Origin of the sequence: Mesorhizobium sp. WSM4884 (genome assembly GCF_029625675.1) — a bacterium.
GTDB lineage: Bacteria > Pseudomonadota > Alphaproteobacteria > Rhizobiales > Rhizobiaceae > Mesorhizobium.
Map to the genome: position 1 here is coordinate 25,704 of NZ_JARTVO010000026.1, position 15,681 is coordinate 41,384.

The window sequence follows — 15,681 nt, forward strand, 5'->3', positions numbered from 1 at the left end:
GGGAGAGTGGTGAGCTTCGCGAGCCGGGTGGGGGTACGAAGCTGAATTCCACGATACCCCCACCCCGCTCCGCTGCGCGTATCGACCCTCCCCACAAGGGGAAGGGCGGGCACCTCGTTCCCATCTCCTACCTTCGCATGCCGCATGCCGGCAGGGGACTGACCGTCGGCCTGTTCGGCGGTTCGTTCAACCCGCCACATGCCGGTCACGCGCTGGTCGCCGAGATCGCGCTGAGAAGGCTGGCGCTCGACCAGCTGTGGTGGATCGTGACGCCCGGCAATCCGCTGAAAAGCGCACATGAGCTGGCGCCGCTCGCCCAACGCATCGTGCTGTCGGAAAAGATCGCCAGGAATCCGAAAATCAAGGTCACCGCCTTCGAGGCGGCGCATCATGTCCGCTACACCGCCGACACGCTGGCGCTGATCAAGGCGCGCAATCCGGGTGTCGACTTCGTCTGGATCATGGGCGCGGATAGCTTGCGCGATTTCCATCGCTGGCAGCGCTGGCGCGAGATCGTGCTCACCTTCCCGATCGCGGTCATCGACCGCCCGGGCGCTACGCTCTCCTTCCTGTCGTCGGTCGTCGCCAAGACCTTCGACTACGCCCGCATCGACGAGGGCGACGCGCCGCTGCTCGCCCGCATGCGGGCGCCGGCCTGGACCTTCATCCACGGCCCGCGCTCGTCGCTCTCCTCCACCGCGATCCGCAATGCGGGGAAGGGTTGAGCGCTTTTACCTTCTCCCCTTGTGGGAGAAGGTGTCGCCGAAGGCGACGGATGAGGGGTGTTCCGGCGAACGCCAGCGTCTCACTCCGATGGAGCACCCCTCATCCGTCTTGCCGCTTCGCGGCAATCCACCTTCTCCCACAAGGGGAGAAGGGAAGTTTGGCCATGTCGCTTTTACGGCTGCTTTTCGCCTGCGGGCGGGCGATGCTGCAAAGCCATGCTTGAGAAGAGCCGCATCACGACCGATCCGGGCGCGCAATCGGCGCCGCTGATCGCCATTGCCAGCGTCATCGTGTCGATGGCGCTGATCGCGATCGGCAACGGACTGATGTTCGCCTTCATCCCCGTGCGGCTCGGCGCCGATGGCTTCGATCCGACCTGGGCCGGATTGATCGTCACCGGCCTTTCGGCCGGCGGGCTCGCCGGCTGCATCCTGACCGGTCCATTGGTGCGCCGGGTCGGTCATGCCCGCGCGTTCATGGTGCTTTCGGCGCTGATCGCGCTCTCCAACGTCGCGATCGGGGCCGGGCCGATCCCGTTGCTCTGGATCGCGGCGCGGGCGCTCTACGGGTTTGCCATCTGCGGCCTCTTCATCGTCGCGCAGAGCTGGCTCAACGATGCCTTGCCGAACGCCATACGCGGCCGGGTCATGGCGGTGTTCTATGTCGCTTATATCGGCGGATTGGGCGTCGGTTATGCGACGCTTGCCACGATCGACATCCATACGGCGGCCGCGCCGCTGATCGGCATCGCGTTCACCGCTTTGTCCATCCTGCCGGTAGGCATGACGCGGCTTGCCCAGCCGCCCGCGCCGCAGGCGGCTTCGGTGGCGCTCGGCCAAGCCTGGAAGATCTCGCCGGTCGGCGTCGTCGGCATGCTCGCCGTCGGCGGCCTGTCGATGATCATTTCCGGTTTCGCGCCGATCCACGCCACCGCCAAGGGCTACAGCCAGGCAGATGTGGCGCTGCTGTTGTCGGCGATGCCGGTCGGCACGCTGATCCTCCAGATTCCGCTCGGCTGGCTCTCCGACCGCACCGACCGGCGCTATGTGCTGTCGGGCGCGGCGGGGCTCGCGGTAGTGGCGAGCCTGCTCGCCATCGCCTTCGACGGCGGAGCGCTGATGGCGCTGGTGGTGATCTATCTCATCTGGGACGGCGCATCGGAATCGATCTATTCGCTCTCCAGCGCCCACGCCGCCGACCGCGCCAGGAAGGACGAGCTGCTGGCGCTGTCGAGCTCGCTGCTCTTTGCCTGGTCGCTGTCCGGGTTCATCGTGCCCGGCATCGTTACGGCGCTTTCAGCAGTCTTCGGCACCGAGACCTTCATCTATGTCGGCATCTTCATCGCTTCGGCGTTCTGCCTGTTCGTGCTGTGGCGGGTGTTCGCGGCGCGACCGACGCCTGCTGCCGCAACCGGCAGCTTCGCGCCGATGTCGGCGCAGACGCCCCTGCCGGTGGAGCTCGCCTTCGCGCCGGAAGAGCCGACAATGCCTGCCAAGGACTGAATTGCTCTACTGCTTGCGAGCCTCCGCAGTCGGCAGTTCGGGCGGCGGCAGCGGAATCGAAATGCCCTCATTGTCGAAGGCCTGCTTGGCGCGCTTGGTCATGTCGGCCTGGGTGGCGAAATAGTCGGCCGCCGTCGTCCAGTAGCGCAGGGTCAGCGAAACCGTGCTCTCGCCGAGGTTCGCCACGAAGGCGATCGGCGCGGGCTCTCGCCTGATGCGCTTCTCGGCGCCGGCGATGCCAAGCAGCGTCTTCTGCCCGCGGTCGATGTCGTTCCACGAGCCGATGTTGAGTGTGATATCGGTGCGGCGCACGCCGTTGCGGGTGAAGTTGCGCACCGGCTGGTTCCACAGCGTCTGGTTGGGCGCCAATATGTACACACCGTCGACCGTGCGCAGCGTGGTGGCGAACAGGCCGATCTCCTCGATCGTGCCGGCGATCGGGCCGACCTCGACATGTTCGCCAATGCGGAAAGGCCTTAACGCGAGCAGCATGATGCCGGCGGCGATATTCTGCAGCGTGCCCTGCAAAGCCAGCCCGATGGCCAGGCCGACGGCGCCGATGGCGGCAATGATGGAAGCCGTCTGCACGCCGAACTGGCCGAGCACCATGATGACGACAAGGGCAAGGATCGCGTAGCGGACGATCTTCGAGAAGAAATGGCGCAAGGTGGCGTCGAAGCCGTGGATGTGGCCGAGGCCGGCGAAGATCGAGCGCTCGGCAATGCCGGCGACGAAGTAGCCGACGATCAGAAGGATGATGGCGCCGATCGCCGAGAAGGAATAGGAGACGATCAGCGTTGAGAGCTGCGCAAGCCCGGCCTGGATGGTGAACAGAGCGCTTTGCGGGTCGGTTGGCATGGTTGGGATCCCCTTTGTCCGGTGAGCCGATAACCCGTGCCGTGAGCATCAGTTCCCATCTTTTCCGGCTTGCCGCCGAGCCATCCGGACGACCATCACGCAACGGCGGCGGGGCGGTCGTCTTGAAACTGCAACGGAACTCTGCCTATTTAAGTGGTGTCACCTGATTTGCGGGGTGATTTGGTTGTTCTTATTGGGAAAGGAAACACACTGAGAACAGCACTGCGGAAGAAGGCCGACATCGTGCCTTCGCCGGCCGGGATCAGCGGAAACGATGCTGCCTCCCTCGCCATCAAGACAGTCCTTGCCAGTCTGGAAGACTCCAAGGCCGAAAACATCGTCTCAATCGACATCCAGGGTAAATCGAGCCTCGCCGACTATATGGTCGTCGCGTCGGGCCGATCGCACCGTCATGTCTCGGCTGTCGCCGATCACCTCCTCAAGGCGCTCAAGGATGCCGGTCTCGGCATGGCGCGCGTCGAGGGGCTGGCCAGCGCCGACTGGGTCCTGATCGATTCGGGCGACATCATCGTCCACGTCTTCCGCCCCGAAGTCCGCGAATTCTACAATCTCGAAAAGATGTGGCAGGCGCCGGACCTCGAGGAAGAGACCTTGCACTGAGCCGTATCGCGTGCCGTGACCGTTCCGGTCCGGCGCCGATCGAGGCTCGCCGAGGCGAGGATGAAGATCACCGTTCATGCCGTGGGCCGGATGAAGACCGGCCCCGAGAGAGAGCTCGCCGACCGCTATTTCGAGCGCTTCGCCAAGAGCGGACCCGCGGTCGGGCTGGAATTTGCTGGTATCGTCGAGATCCCCGAGAGCCGCGGGCAGAGCGCCGACGAGCGCCGCCGCGAGGAGGGCCAGAAGCTGCAGGGTCAGCTGCAGCAGGGCACCGTGCTCATCCTGCTCGACGAACGCGGCAAGGCGCTTTCCTCCGGGGATCTGGCGGCGCGCATCGGCCAGTTGCGGGACGCGGGGCGCAAGGCGCTGGTCATCGCGATCGGCGGCGCCGACGGCCATGACAAATCCTTGCGCGAAGAGGCCGATCTGGTGGTGTCGTTCGGAGCGCTGACCTGGCCGCATCAGCTGGTGCGCGTCATGCTGGGCGAGCAGCTCTACCGGATCGCCACGATCCTGTCCGGACATCCCTATCACCGCTCGTGAGTCGTGGTCAAAGGGCTGGAGGAGGGGCTGGACGAGGGATTGCCAGGAATAATCTCGGCTGGTGTAGCAAACATTGACAATATTTGCGACGCCTTCCATAATTTTGGAGGGAAGCAAAGGATCGGTTCATGGCCGCAGATAACAGCATTCATGTCCGCGTCGGTGGTCAACTCCAGGCTCATCTGCAACAGCAGATTGGCGAGAATGGTCTTTATGAAAACGCCAGCGAATATATCCGTGCCCTGATCCGCCGTGATCTGCAGACGCGCAACGAAGCGTGGGACTGGCTGAAAAGGCAGCTTGAGCCGGGTCTGAGGGCCGAGGAGAGCGAATTCCGGGCCGTATCGGCCCAGGATGTTGTTCGGCGCAATCAAGGCCGACGCCCCTAAGCATGGCAGGGTACCTGTTCTACCCGCCAGCGGACGCAGCGCAGGACCACATCTGGAGCGATACCGTTGAGAAATGGGGCGAAGCCCAGGCTATTCGCTATATCGCTGACTTGCATCAGCACTTGCAAACCCTTTCCGAAGTACCTGCCCTCTGGCGAAAGCTTCCAGGCAATCTGGCGATTCCGGCCGATTTGAAGATGGACGCCTATTTCAGTCACTACGGACGTCACTACGTGTTCTTTCGCAAGCTTTCCGGCGACCGGATCGGCGTCATAAGCATCCTGCATGATCGGATGGACGTGCCTGTACGCTTGGCCGAGGATCTACGGACCTTGGAAGCGCGATCGGGAGACAGCTAGATCAGGATGAGGTTTCGTTGAATCGTCATCCTGATCCAACTCCTTTTTTCTGGAGCATGATCTTTTCCGAAAACCGGTTGCCACTTTTCGGAATGATGCTTTGGTTCTCCGGATTTCCGCCTCAATGACCCGACATCACGGTTGATACGGGTGCTTCCAACATGGTTGATGGTTCGTTAACGAAGCGGCGGATAGACTCGAGGCCTGATGTCTGAAGGCTGGAATTCGAGAACGCGCGCCTGGCGCAGCCGCTGCGGCTTGACACTTGTCGCCGCGCTGATCGCGTTCGGGCAGGCCATGGCCGCGGAAAACACGCTCGACGTCGCGCCCGATCCCGACCAGAGCCGAGCCGAATACGAGCAGGTCTCCAAGGAAATCACCTTGTCGTCCGAGCGGCTGGCCAAGCTTGCCGCCGACGTCGCGACGGTCAAGAAGGATCATGCCTCGATCAGCGCGGCGCTCATCCAATCGGCCATGACCGAGCAGAAGCTCGGCCAGGATATCGAGGATATCGGCGCCAAGCTCGAAGGGCTGAAGACCGAGGAAGAGAAGCTGCACAACTCGTTGGTGGCGCGCCGCGACGTGCTTGCCGAAGTGCTTGGCGCGCTGCAGCGCATGGGGCTCAACCCGCCGCCGGCGATCCTGGTCAAGCCGGAGGACGCGCTGTCGTCGGTGCGCAGCGCCATCCTGCTCGGCGCCGTGGTGCCGGAACTGCGCCAGCAGACCGACAGGCTGACGGCCGACCTCAAGGAGCAGACCCGGGTGACGGCGTCGATCGAGGCCGAGCGGGCGCGGCTCACCGCCGCGGTCACCGAACAGACGGCGGAGAAGAAGCGGCTCACCATGCTGCTCGAAGCCAAGCAGAGGCTGCAGGCCGATACCGAAGCGGCTTTGACCGCCGAGCAGCAGCGCTCGCAGCAGCTGGCAGCCAAGGCCAGCAGCCTCAAGGACCTCATCGCCTCGCTCGAAGCCGACAAGGCGCGAAAGGCGGCAGACCAGGCCAAGGCGGGCGAGCAGAAATCGGCAGATGGCGACACGACGGCGTCCACGACGGAGCCCGCCACGCCGCCGGTGCCGGAGGGCAACCGCTTGACCGCTTCCGCCCCATTCGCGGCGCTGCAGGGCCAGATCGCGCTGCCGGTCATCGGCAAGATCAAAAGGCGCTTCGGGGCCGACGACGGCAATGGCGCAATGATGCAGGGCGACATGGTTGCGACACAATCGGGAGCCATCGTCACCGCGCCGGCGGATGGAAACGTGCTTTATGCGGGGCCGTTTCGCTCCTATGGTCAACTCTTGATCCTCAATGCGGGCGATGGGTATCATGTCGTCCTGGCGGGGATGAGCAGAATCAGCGTCGCGACCGGACAGTCGGTGCTCGCAGGGGAGCCGATCGGCGCGATGGGAGAGGCCCGGGTGGCAAGCACCTCGGCCTCGCAGAATGGAAATGCGACGCCGGAGCTCTATGTGGAGTTCCGCAAGGATGGAAAACCCGTCGATCCGAACCCTTGGTGGGCGGAGCGATTTTCTGGAAGGACGTGAAATGATGCGGAAATTGTCGCTTCTGTTTGCCGGCGCGCTGATGGGCGCATCGGCAATGAGCCTGGTCTACGGCGCACCCGGCTCGGCGGCGAACGCTGCGGGCTCCGAGACCTATAAGCAACTGGCGATCTTCGGCGACATCTTCGAGCGCGTGCGCGCGCAATATGTTACGCCGCCGGATGACAAGTCGCTGGTCGAGAACGCCATCAACGGCATGCTTGCCTCGCTCGACCCGCACTCCTCCTACATGAATGCGGAGCAGGCGCAGGATATGCGCGTGCAGACCAAGGGCGAATTCGGCGGCCTCGGCATCGAGGTCACCATGGAGAACGATCTCGTCAAGGTGATCACGCCGATCGACGACACGCCGGCCGCCAAGGCGGGCGTGCTTGCCGGCGACTACATCGCCAAGATCGACGGCGAGGAGGTGCGCGGCCTGACCCTCAATGACGCCGTCGAAAAGATGCGCGGCCCGGTCAACACGCCGATCAAGCTCACGATCCTGCGCCAGGGCGCGGACAAGCCGATCGAGCTGACGGTGGTGCGCGACATCATCAAGGTCAAGGCGGTGAAGTACCGGGTCGAGAACGACGTCGGCTACATGAAGATCACCTCCTTCACCGAGAAGACCTATGACGATCTCGAGAACGCCATCGAGAACATCAAGAAGCAGGTGCCGAACGACAAGCTGAAGGGCTATGTGCTCGACCTGCGCCTCAATCCGGGCGGCCTGCTCGACCAGGCGGTGAGCGTGTCGGATGCCTTCCTGAAGCGCGGCGAGATCGTTTCGACCCGCGGGCGCGACCCGAAGGACGTCACCCGCTTCGACGCCAAGCCGAAGCAGAACGACGACATCAACGGCAAGCCGCTGATCGTGCTGGTCAATGGCGGCTCGGCGAGCGCGTCCGAGATCGTCGCCGGCGCGCTGCAGGATCTGCGCCGCGCCACCGTCGTCGGCACCCAGTCCTTCGGCAAGGGCTCGGTGCAGACCATCATTCCGCTCGGCGAGAACGGCGCGCTGAGGCTCACAACGGCGCTCTATTACACGCCGTCCGGCAAGTCGATCCAGGGCAAGGGCATCACGCCGGACGTCAAGGTCGAGCAGCCGCTGCCGCCGGACCTGCAGGGCAGGGATCTGACCCGCGGCGAATCCGACCTCAAGGGCCACATCAAGGGCGCCGACGAGAGCGCCACCGGTTCGGGTTCGGCCGCCTATGTGCCGCCGGAACCGAAGGACGACCTGCAGCTGATCTATGCCGAGCAGCTGCTGCGCGGCCAGAAGACCGATCCGTCGTTCCCGCCGAACCCGGACAAGGCCGTTTTGAACCAGTAAAGGCGTGTCGGCCGGGGCAAGCCTCTGGCCGACCGACCGAAGCGATGCAATGCTGCCGGGACCCGCGAGGTTCCGGCAGTTTGATTCGGGGACAAGTCGGTTCGCCAACGGGCGCCGGGGGCGCCGAGGATTTTGAATTTCGCACGTGACCGCTGACGATCCGATCGGCTGGATCACGAGCTTGGGGATGCGGCTTGGCTGACATCGGCAAGGACATCGAACGCCCGCTCGGACAGACGCTCCGGGCTCAGCGCCCTGCTTCGCGCCGCATCAGCGCCGGCATGCTCGGCGTGGCGGTCGCCGTCCTCGGAGTGATCGGCATTTCCGCTGCGATCGCATTGCGTGAGAAACCTTTCCGCAAGCCGGACGAGATGGCCGTTTCGACGCCGAAGGTGACCGCGGCGCCAACGCCCGCGCCGGCACCGGCGCCGAAGCCGGCTCCGGCTCCGGCCGACGTGGCGACGGCGCACCCCGGCACGAGCACGCCGATGAAGAGCGGCGGCCCACAGATCATCCACGTCCAGACCGAAGAGGGCGACGGCCCGCCCAAAGCGGGCATCGTCATCCGCGATCCGTCGGCGCTCGGGCAGAATCTCAAGGTCGCGCACATCCCGGACAGGGCGCTGATCGAGGCCAGCGACAGCGGTCCGCTGCCGATCCGTTCCGCCGACGGCAAGCGGCCGTTCGACGTCTATGCGCGGCCGTGGTCCGGCGCGCGCGGTGCGCGCGTGGCGATCGTCATCGGCGGGCTCGCCGTCTCGCAGACGGGAACGCAGGCGGCGATCGCCAAATTGCCGGCCGAGGTGACGCTGGCCTTCGCGCCGCAGGGCAACAGCATCGACCGCTGGATGAAGGCGGCGCGGCAGAGCGGACATGAGATCGTCATGCAGATACCGCTCGAGCCATTCGACTATCCTAACGTCAATCCGGGGCGCAACACGCTGACGGTCTCGGCAAGCCAGGACGAGAACCTGAAGAGTCTGCACTGGGCGCTGTCCAGGACGACCAACTACACCGGCGTCATGAACTATATGGGCGCGCGGTTTTCCGCCGACGCAAACGCGATGGGACCCTTCATGACCGAGCTCGGCAAGCGCGGCCTTGCCTATGTCGACGACGGCTCGTCCTCGCGGAGCCTGGCGCCCGACCTGGCGCTGAAGGACGGCGTGCCGTTCGTGGCAGGCGACATGGCGATCGACGCGGTGCAGGACCGCGGCGAGATCCTCAAGAAGCTGGACAGCCTCGAGGCGACCGCGCGGGCCAAGGGCAGCGCCGTCGGCATCGGCTCGGCCTTCGATGTCACCGTCGACACGGTGACGTCCTGGGTCACCGAGGCAAAGAAGCGCGGCATCGAGATCGTGCCGATCTCGGCCGTCGCCATAGACCCGCAAAAAGGCTAGTCATCGGCTTCTCGCCGATACTGGAATCCGGAAATGTCCAAGAAAATGATCGATCCCGAGACGTTGCCCTATCGTCCCTGCGTCGGACTGATGATCCTCAACCGCGCCGGGCTGGTCTGGGTCGGGCATCGCATCGCCGAGCCGGACAGCGAGTTTTCCGGCACGACGAAACTGTGGCAGATGCCGCAGGGCGGCATCGACGATGGCGAGGAGCCGCTCAACGCGGCGGAGCGGGAGCTCTACGAGGAAACCGGCATGCGCAGCGTGTCGCTGCTGGCCGAGGCGCCGCACTGGATCAATTACGACCTGCCGCCGCATCTGGTCGGCGTCGCCTTCAAGGGGCGCTACCGCGGCCAGACGCAGAAATGGTTCGCCTACCGCTTCGAGGGGGACGAGAGCGAGATCCGGATCAATCCGCCGCCGGGCGACCACAAGGCCGAATTCGATCAATGGGCATGGCGGCCGATGCAGGAGCTGCCGGACCTCATCGTGCCGTTCAAGCGCAAGGTCTACGAGCAGGTGGTAGGGGCTTTCGAGCATCTAGTCCGCTAGAACAGGCTACTGTTGCCGCGCTGATACCGGCGTCCTAATGATTGCCTGGATGCAATGAGGGGGTCGCCATGAACGACGACACCAGGCGCGGTATTCTAGCGACAGCAAATGACGCTAGCGGTTCTATGGTAAGCGAGGCAGCCGCCGGCGCGATCCTGACCATCGATCTCAGCGCCGTCCGCGAGAACTACCGGCGGCTCAAGGCGCGGCTGGCGGGCGTGCGCTGCGCCGGTGTGCTCAAGGCCGACGGCTATGGTCTCGGCGCCGCGCAGGTGGCGTCGGCGCTGATGAAGGAAGGCTGCGACATCTTCTTCGTCGCGCTGCTCGGCGAAGGCATCGCCTTGCGCAAGGCGCTTGGGCCAGGACATGACATCTTTGTCCTGAATGGCCTGCCGCCGGACTCGGAATCGGAAGCACTCGCGGCCGGACTTCATCCCGTCATCAACAGCGCCGCTCAGTTGAAGGTGTGGCGCGAAGCGACGCGCGCCACCGGCCGAAAGCTGGCGGCCGCGATCCAGGTCGACAGCGGCATGTCGCGGCTCGGCATGCCTCCGGCCGAAGTCGCCGCGCTCGCCAAGGATGCTTTCGACGGCATCGATATCCGGTTCGTGATGAGCCATCTCGCCTGCGCCGATGAGCCGCGCAATCCGGCCAACGAAGCGCAACGGCTGGCGTTCGAGCGGCTGCGCGGGATGTTGCCCGAGGCGCCCGCCTCGCTCGCCAATTCGTCCGGCATTTTCCTCGGGGCCTCCTACCACTACGATCTCGCTCGTCCGGGCGCCGCGCTCTACGGCATCAACCCGACGCCGGGCGAGGCCAACCCGATGCTGCCGGTGGTGCGGCTGCAGGCGAAGGTGGCGCAGACGCGCAGCGTCGAAGACGGCGCCGGCATCGGCTACGGCCATACTTACCATGCGCGCGGACCGCTCAGGCTGGCGACGATCTCGCTCGGCTATGCCGATGGCTGGCACCGGCGTGCCGCTTCGGCCGCCTGGTTCGAGGACGTGCGGCTGCCTTTCGTCGGACGGGTGTCGATGGATTCGATCATCCTTGACATTTCGGCGCTTCCCGCCGGTCGGCTGGGCGAGGGCGACCTCGTCGAGCTCATCGGCCCGTCGCAAAGCGTCGACGACGCGGCCGCACATGCCGGCACCATCGGCTACGAGGTGCTGACCAGCCTGGGGACGCGCTTTCACCGCCGCTACATCGGCGCGTGACCGCGCTACTTGGCGGACGCAGCAAAATCCGGCAGACAGATGAAAGGGCCAACGCCGTCAGGCATTCGGTCGGCTTTGAGGGAGCATAGAATGAAAGTCCTGGTGATGGGCGGCGGCGTGATCGGGGTCACCACCGCCTACTTCCTTAACGAGGCCGGCCACGAAGTCACGGTGATCGACCGGCAGCACGGTCCGGCGCTGGAAACAAGCTTCGCCAATGCCGGCGAGGTGTCGCCCGGCTATGCCTCGCCATGGGCCGGGCCCGGCATCCCGGTCAAGGCCATCAAATGGCTCCTGATGAAATACGGTCCGCTGGTGGTGCGGCCGGCCTTCGATCCGCATATGTGGTCGTGGCTCATCAAGATGCTGCGCAACTGCACGGCCGAGCGCTATGCGCTCAACAAGTCGCGTATGGTGCCGGTCGCCGAATACAGCCGCGACACGCTGAAGACGCTGCGCGCCGCGACCGGCATCACCTATGACGAGCGGTCCAAGGGCACGCTGCAGCTGTTCCGCAAGCAGAAGCAGCTCGACGGCACCGGCGGCGACGTCGAGGTGCTGAAGAAATACGGCGTGCCCTACGAGATCCTCGATCGGGACGGCTGCATCGCGGCCGAGCCGGCGCTGGCTGGCGTGCGGGAAAAATTCGTCGGCGGGCTGAGATTGCCCGGCGACGAAACCGGCGACTGCAAGATGTTCACCGAGAAGCTCGCCGAGCTCTGCGTCGCGCGCGGCGTCACTTTCGACTACGGTACGACGATCAAGCGCGTGGTGCGAAACCGCAACCGCGTTGCCAGCGTCAGCACCGACAAGGGCTGGCGCCAGGCGGACGCTTATGTGATGGCACTGGGCAGCTATTCGGCCCCCTTCATGCGCAAGATGAAGCGGCCGATCCCGGTCTATCCGGTCAAAGGCTATTCGATCACGGTGCCGATCGCGAATGCGGAAGCAGCGCCGGTGTCGACCGTCATGGACGAGACCTACAAGGTGGCGATCACCAGGCTCGGCGACCGCATCCGCGTAGGCGGCACGGCGGAGATTTCGGGCTTCGACCTGCGCCTGCATGAATCGCGCCGCCGTACGTTGGAGCACTCGGTGGGAGACCTGTTTCCAGGCAGTGGCGACCTCAAGGCCGCGACCTTCTGGTGCGGCTTGCGGCCGATGACGCCGGACGGGCCGCCGCTGGTCGGCCAGAGCGAGCTGTCCAACCTCTATCTCAACACCGGCCACGGCACGCTGGGCTGGACCATGGCCTGCGGCTCGGCCAAGGTGCTTTCCGACATCATGTCCAACCGGGTGCCGGAGATCAACGCGCTCGACCTCAGCCCGGACCGGTACGTCAAGGCGTAGAGCGTTCACCATTTCACGGAAACGGCGAAACGCTCGATCTCTTTGTTTTGGCGCAATTCCGGACGTCGGTGGGTAGCATGCCTTGGAGATTGGTTGGAATGTCCGTCGCCTCGTCATCTACGGGCGGAGCAAGGAGCGTAGCGACGCAGCGCAGACCCGAGGATCCATTCCGTGACTTCGACGCGTTGCAACCCAGAATTCTGCTCCGCTGCACGCTTCGATCAAGGTCACGGAATGGATCCCAGGTCTCCGCGACGGAGCTGCGCTCCTGCTTCGCCCTGGGATGACGAGGTTGGGGAGGCTTCGGCTAACCCCCAGCGCTCGCGCTGATTTTTATGGAAACCGAACGATGAAAATCTTGCCGCCAACAAGCCTGCAACTTTCAAAATCCCCGTGTCGAGGAACTACACGAACAGTCCCTTTTCCCGCTCCACGGCCTTGGTGATGAAATTGGCGACGAGCTGGACCCGGCGCAGTGGCCTCACCGATTCGTGATAGACCAACCAGTAGGCGCGGCGGATGGGCGCGACGATGTCGACCGGCACCAGCTCCGGCATCGAGCGGGCGACGAAGGTATGCAGGATGCCGATGCCGGCGCCGGATCGCACCGCTTCCGCCTGGCCGAGCGCCGAGGAGATGGCGAAGCTCGAGCGCCAGTCCGGGCTGAACTCGGCGGCGTAGTCGAGAGAAGGGCTGACGATGAGGTCGGGCACGTAGCCAATCAGCGTGTGCCGGCCGAGATCGGCCGCCGTCCTCGGCAGGCCGTTCGCCTCGGCATAGGCGCGGGAGGCAAACAGGCCGAGCGTGTAGTCGACCAGCTTGCCGGCCACCAGTCGCCCTTCGGTCGGCCGCTCGACGGTGATGGCGATATCGGCCTCGCGCCGCGACAGCGAGAAGGAACGCGGCACCGGCACCAGCTGGATGGTAAGCTCGCGATGAAGCGCCGTGATCTCGCCCAGGCGCTTGGCGAGGAAAGCGACACCGAAACCGTCGGGCGCGCCGATGCGCACCGTGCCGGAGACGTCGTCGCCCTCGCCGGCGATGGTTGAGCGGGCGGCGATCATGTCGCCCTCTATGCGTTCGGCAATGTCGAGGAAGCGCTCGCCGGCCGGTGTCAGCTCGCTGCCGGTGGTCAGGCGGCGGAAAAGCTTCGTGCGCAGCGCTTCCTCAAGCGCCGCGATGCGACGCGAGACGGTGGCATGGTTGAGCTCCAGGCGTTTTGCCGCGCCGAGGATTTGCCCGGCGCGGGCCACGGCGAGGAAGATGCGCACGTCATCCCAGTTCATCGGGATGCTCCACGGTAGTCGTGAGCGCCGTGTTCCCGCCAACCCCCCTCTGTCCTGCCGGACATCTCCCCCGCAAGGGGGGAGATTGGCAGCTTCCCTGACGGCGCCTCTCGTCGAGCGTTGGTGATTGGCGAAAGCGGACGTGACGTCCGATCTCCCCCGCGGGGGAGATGTCCGGCAGGACAGAGGGGGGTGTGAAGGAACGCAAGCCTTTACTCCTTTGAGCGTCCAGGCCGTACCGCCATTTGCGACAATTAATGCACGGCTTCCCGTCGCTGTCTATTTAGCGCACAACGGTTGCGATCTTCCTCGCGTTGCCATTGCCGCCGCAAAGGCGGACAATGCCTCATCACCAAACAGGGAGAGAAACCATGATCGAATACGGTCATTTCATCGGCGGCAAGCGCGTCGCCGGCACCAGCGGCCGCAAGCAGGATGTCATGCAGCCGATGGACGGCTCCGTGCGCGCCACGGTGGCGCTGGCCTCTGCGCAGGAACTGCGCGCCGCGGTCGAGAACGCCAAGGCCGCGCAGGTCAAGTGGGGCGCCACCAATCCGCAGCGCCGCGTGCGCGTGCTGATGAAGTTTCTCGAGCTGGTCCAGCGCGACTATGAAGAGCTGGCCGACATCCTGGCGCGCGAGCACGGCAAGACGATCGCCGACGCGCGCGGCGACATCCAGCGCGGCCTCGAGGTGGTCGAGGTCTGCATCGGCGCGCCGCACATGATGAAGGGCGAGTTCACCGACGGCGCCGGCCCCGGCATCGACACCTATTCGATGCGTCAGCCGCTCGGCGTCGTCGCCGGCATCACGCCGTTCAACTTCCCGGCGATGATCCCGCTGTGGAAGATCGCGCCGGCGATCGCCTGCGGCAACGCCTTCATTCTGAAGCCGTCGGAGCGCGATCCGGGCGTGCCGATCCGCATCGCCGAGCTGTTCATCGAGGCCGGCCTGCCGGAAGGCGTGCTGAACGTCGTCAACGGCGACAAGGAAGTGGTCGACGCCATCCTCGACGATCCGGACATCAAGGCCATCGGCTTCGTCGGCTCGACGCCGATCGCCCAGTACATCTATGCGCGCGGCTGCGCGGCGGGAAAACGCGTGCAATGTTTCGGCGGCGCCAAGAACCACATGATCATCATGCCCGACGCCGACATGGACCAGACCGTCGACGCCCTCATCGGCGCCGGCTACGGCTCGGCCGGCGAGCGCTGCATGGCGATCTCGGTGGCCGTGCCGGTCGGCAACGACACCGCCAACCGGCTGATGGAGAAGCTGGTGCCGCGCGTCGAAAGCCTGAAAGTCGGTCCGTCGACGGATTCTTCCGCCGATTTCGGCCCGCTGGTAACGGCGCAGGCACTGGAGCGCGTGAAGGGTTACGTCGACCTCGGGGTCAAGGAAGGCGCCAAGCTCGTCGTCGACGGCCGCGGCTTCAAGATGCAGGGCTACGAGAGCGGCTACTATATGGGCGGCTGCCTGTTCGACAACGTGACACCGGACATGCGCATCTACAAGGAAGAGATTTTCGGGCCGGTGCTGTCCGTGGTGCGCGCGCCGACCTACGAGAACGCCATCAAGCTCGCCAACGACCACGAGATGGGCAACGGCGTCGCCATCTTCACCCGCGACGGTGACGCCGCGCGTGACTTCGCTTCCAGGGTCCAGGTCGGCATGGTCGGCGTCAACGTGCCGATCCCGGTGCCGATCGCCTATTACACCTTCGGCGGCTGGAAGGCCTCGTCCTTCGGCGACCTCAACCAGCACGGGCCTGACGCGTTCCGCTTCTATACCAAGACCAAGACGGTCACCTCGCGCTGGCCGTCGGGCATCAAGGATGGCGCTGAATTCGTCATTCCGACGATGAACTAGCCCGACGGTTTCCTCGTTAGCGCGTCCTCGCCGCGTTGCGGCTGCGGGCGCGCGGCAAGGCATCAAGGATGGCGCTGAATTCGTCATTCCGACGATGAACTAGCCCGACGGTTTCCTCGTTAGCGCGTCCTCGCC

The 15,681-nt window shown here is 65.0% G+C and carries 15 protein-coding genes; 13 read left to right on the forward strand and 2 right to left on the reverse strand.

Annotated features, from left to right (window positions below; translation table 11 throughout):
- The first annotated feature begins 137 nt into the window (after positions 1-137).
- Together P9236_RS27425 and P9236_RS27430 are read left to right on the forward strand one after the other, a co-directional pair.
- A complete protein-coding gene (locus P9236_RS27425) occupies positions 138-725 on the forward strand; it encodes a nicotinate-nucleotide adenylyltransferase (protein ID WP_278077748.1) in 588 nt (195 codons plus the stop codon).
- 216 nt (positions 726-941) lie between these two features.
- Complete coding sequence (locus tag P9236_RS27430) at positions 942-2,228, forward strand: MFS transporter (RefSeq protein ID WP_278077749.1); 1,287 nt, start codon at positions 942-944, stop codon at positions 2,226-2,228.
- A gap of 6 nt (positions 2,229-2,234) precedes the next feature.
- On the opposite strand, the gene P9236_RS27435 is transcribed toward P9236_RS27430, so the two are convergent.
- Complete coding sequence (locus tag P9236_RS27435; RefSeq protein WP_278077750.1) at positions 2,235-3,086, reverse strand: mechanosensitive ion channel domain-containing protein; 852 nt, start codon at positions 3,084-3,086, stop codon at positions 2,235-2,237.
- Positions 3,087-3,329: 243 nt separating this feature from the next.
- Here P9236_RS27435 and rsfS point away from each other — a divergent pair, with 243 nt between their 5' ends.
- The 10 genes from rsfS to P9236_RS27485 all read left to right on the forward strand — a co-directional run bounded on the left by rsfS (position 3,330) and on the right by P9236_RS27485 (position 12,392).
- The gene (gene rsfS / locus P9236_RS27440; protein WP_278077751.1) at positions 3,330-3,707 is read left to right on the forward strand and encodes a ribosome silencing factor; all 378 of its coding nucleotides are present in this window, start codon (positions 3,330-3,332) and stop codon (positions 3,705-3,707) included.
- A 60-nt stretch (positions 3,708-3,767) separates the two neighbouring features.
- Positions 3,768-4,250: a 23S rRNA (pseudouridine(1915)-N(3))-methyltransferase RlmH gene (gene rlmH / locus P9236_RS27445; protein WP_278077752.1), complete on the forward strand. Its 483-nt coding sequence runs from the start codon at positions 3,768-3,770 to the stop codon at positions 4,248-4,250.
- 128 nt (positions 4,251-4,378) lie between these two features.
- Positions 4,379-4,639 (forward strand): transcriptional regulator, encoded by a 261-nt coding sequence (locus P9236_RS27450; protein ID WP_278077753.1) that lies wholly within the window; start codon positions 4,379-4,381, stop codon positions 4,637-4,639.
- A 2-nt stretch (positions 4,640-4,641) separates the two neighbouring features.
- A complete protein-coding gene (locus P9236_RS27455) occupies positions 4,642-4,998 on the forward strand; it encodes a type II toxin-antitoxin system RelE/ParE family toxin (protein WP_278077754.1) in 357 nt (118 codons plus the stop codon).
- Positions 4,999-5,205: 207 nt separating this feature from the next.
- Positions 5,206-6,540, forward strand: a complete 1,335-nt coding sequence (locus P9236_RS27460; RefSeq protein ID WP_278077755.1) for a murein hydrolase activator EnvC — start codon at positions 5,206-5,208, stop codon at positions 6,538-6,540.
- A 1-nt stretch (position 6,541) separates the two neighbouring features.
- Positions 6,542-7,873, forward strand: coding sequence for a S41 family peptidase (locus P9236_RS27465; protein WP_278077756.1), 1,332 nt, complete (start codon positions 6,542-6,544; stop codon positions 7,871-7,873).
- A gap of 194 nt (positions 7,874-8,067) precedes the next feature.
- Entirely contained in the window at positions 8,068-9,273 is a 1,206-nt protein-coding gene (locus tag P9236_RS27470; protein WP_278077757.1) for a divergent polysaccharide deacetylase family protein, read from the forward strand.
- A gap of 33 nt (positions 9,274-9,306) precedes the next feature.
- A complete protein-coding gene (locus tag P9236_RS27475; protein ID WP_278077758.1) occupies positions 9,307-9,825 on the forward strand; it encodes an RNA pyrophosphohydrolase in 519 nt (172 codons plus the stop codon).
- Between the two features lie 68 nt (positions 9,826-9,893).
- Complete coding sequence (gene alr, locus P9236_RS27480; RefSeq protein WP_278077759.1) at positions 9,894-11,042, forward strand: alanine racemase; 1,149 nt, start codon at positions 9,894-9,896, stop codon at positions 11,040-11,042.
- A gap of 90 nt (positions 11,043-11,132) precedes the next feature.
- A complete protein-coding gene (locus P9236_RS27485; RefSeq protein WP_278077760.1) occupies positions 11,133-12,392 on the forward strand; it encodes a D-amino acid dehydrogenase in 1,260 nt (419 codons plus the stop codon).
- Positions 12,393-12,796: 404 nt separating this feature from the next.
- Here the strand turns inward: P9236_RS27485 and P9236_RS27490 are convergent, their stop codons facing one another.
- Positions 12,797-13,678, reverse strand: a complete 882-nt coding sequence (locus P9236_RS27490; RefSeq protein ID WP_278077761.1) for a LysR family transcriptional regulator — start codon at positions 13,676-13,678, stop codon at positions 12,797-12,799.
- A 371-nt stretch (positions 13,679-14,049) separates the two neighbouring features.
- Here P9236_RS27490 and P9236_RS27495 point away from each other — a divergent pair, with 371 nt between their 5' ends.
- Positions 14,050-15,546, forward strand: coding sequence for a CoA-acylating methylmalonate-semialdehyde dehydrogenase (locus tag P9236_RS27495; protein ID WP_278077762.1), 1,497 nt, complete (start codon positions 14,050-14,052; stop codon positions 15,544-15,546).
- Positions 15,547-15,681: the final 135 nt, after the last annotated feature.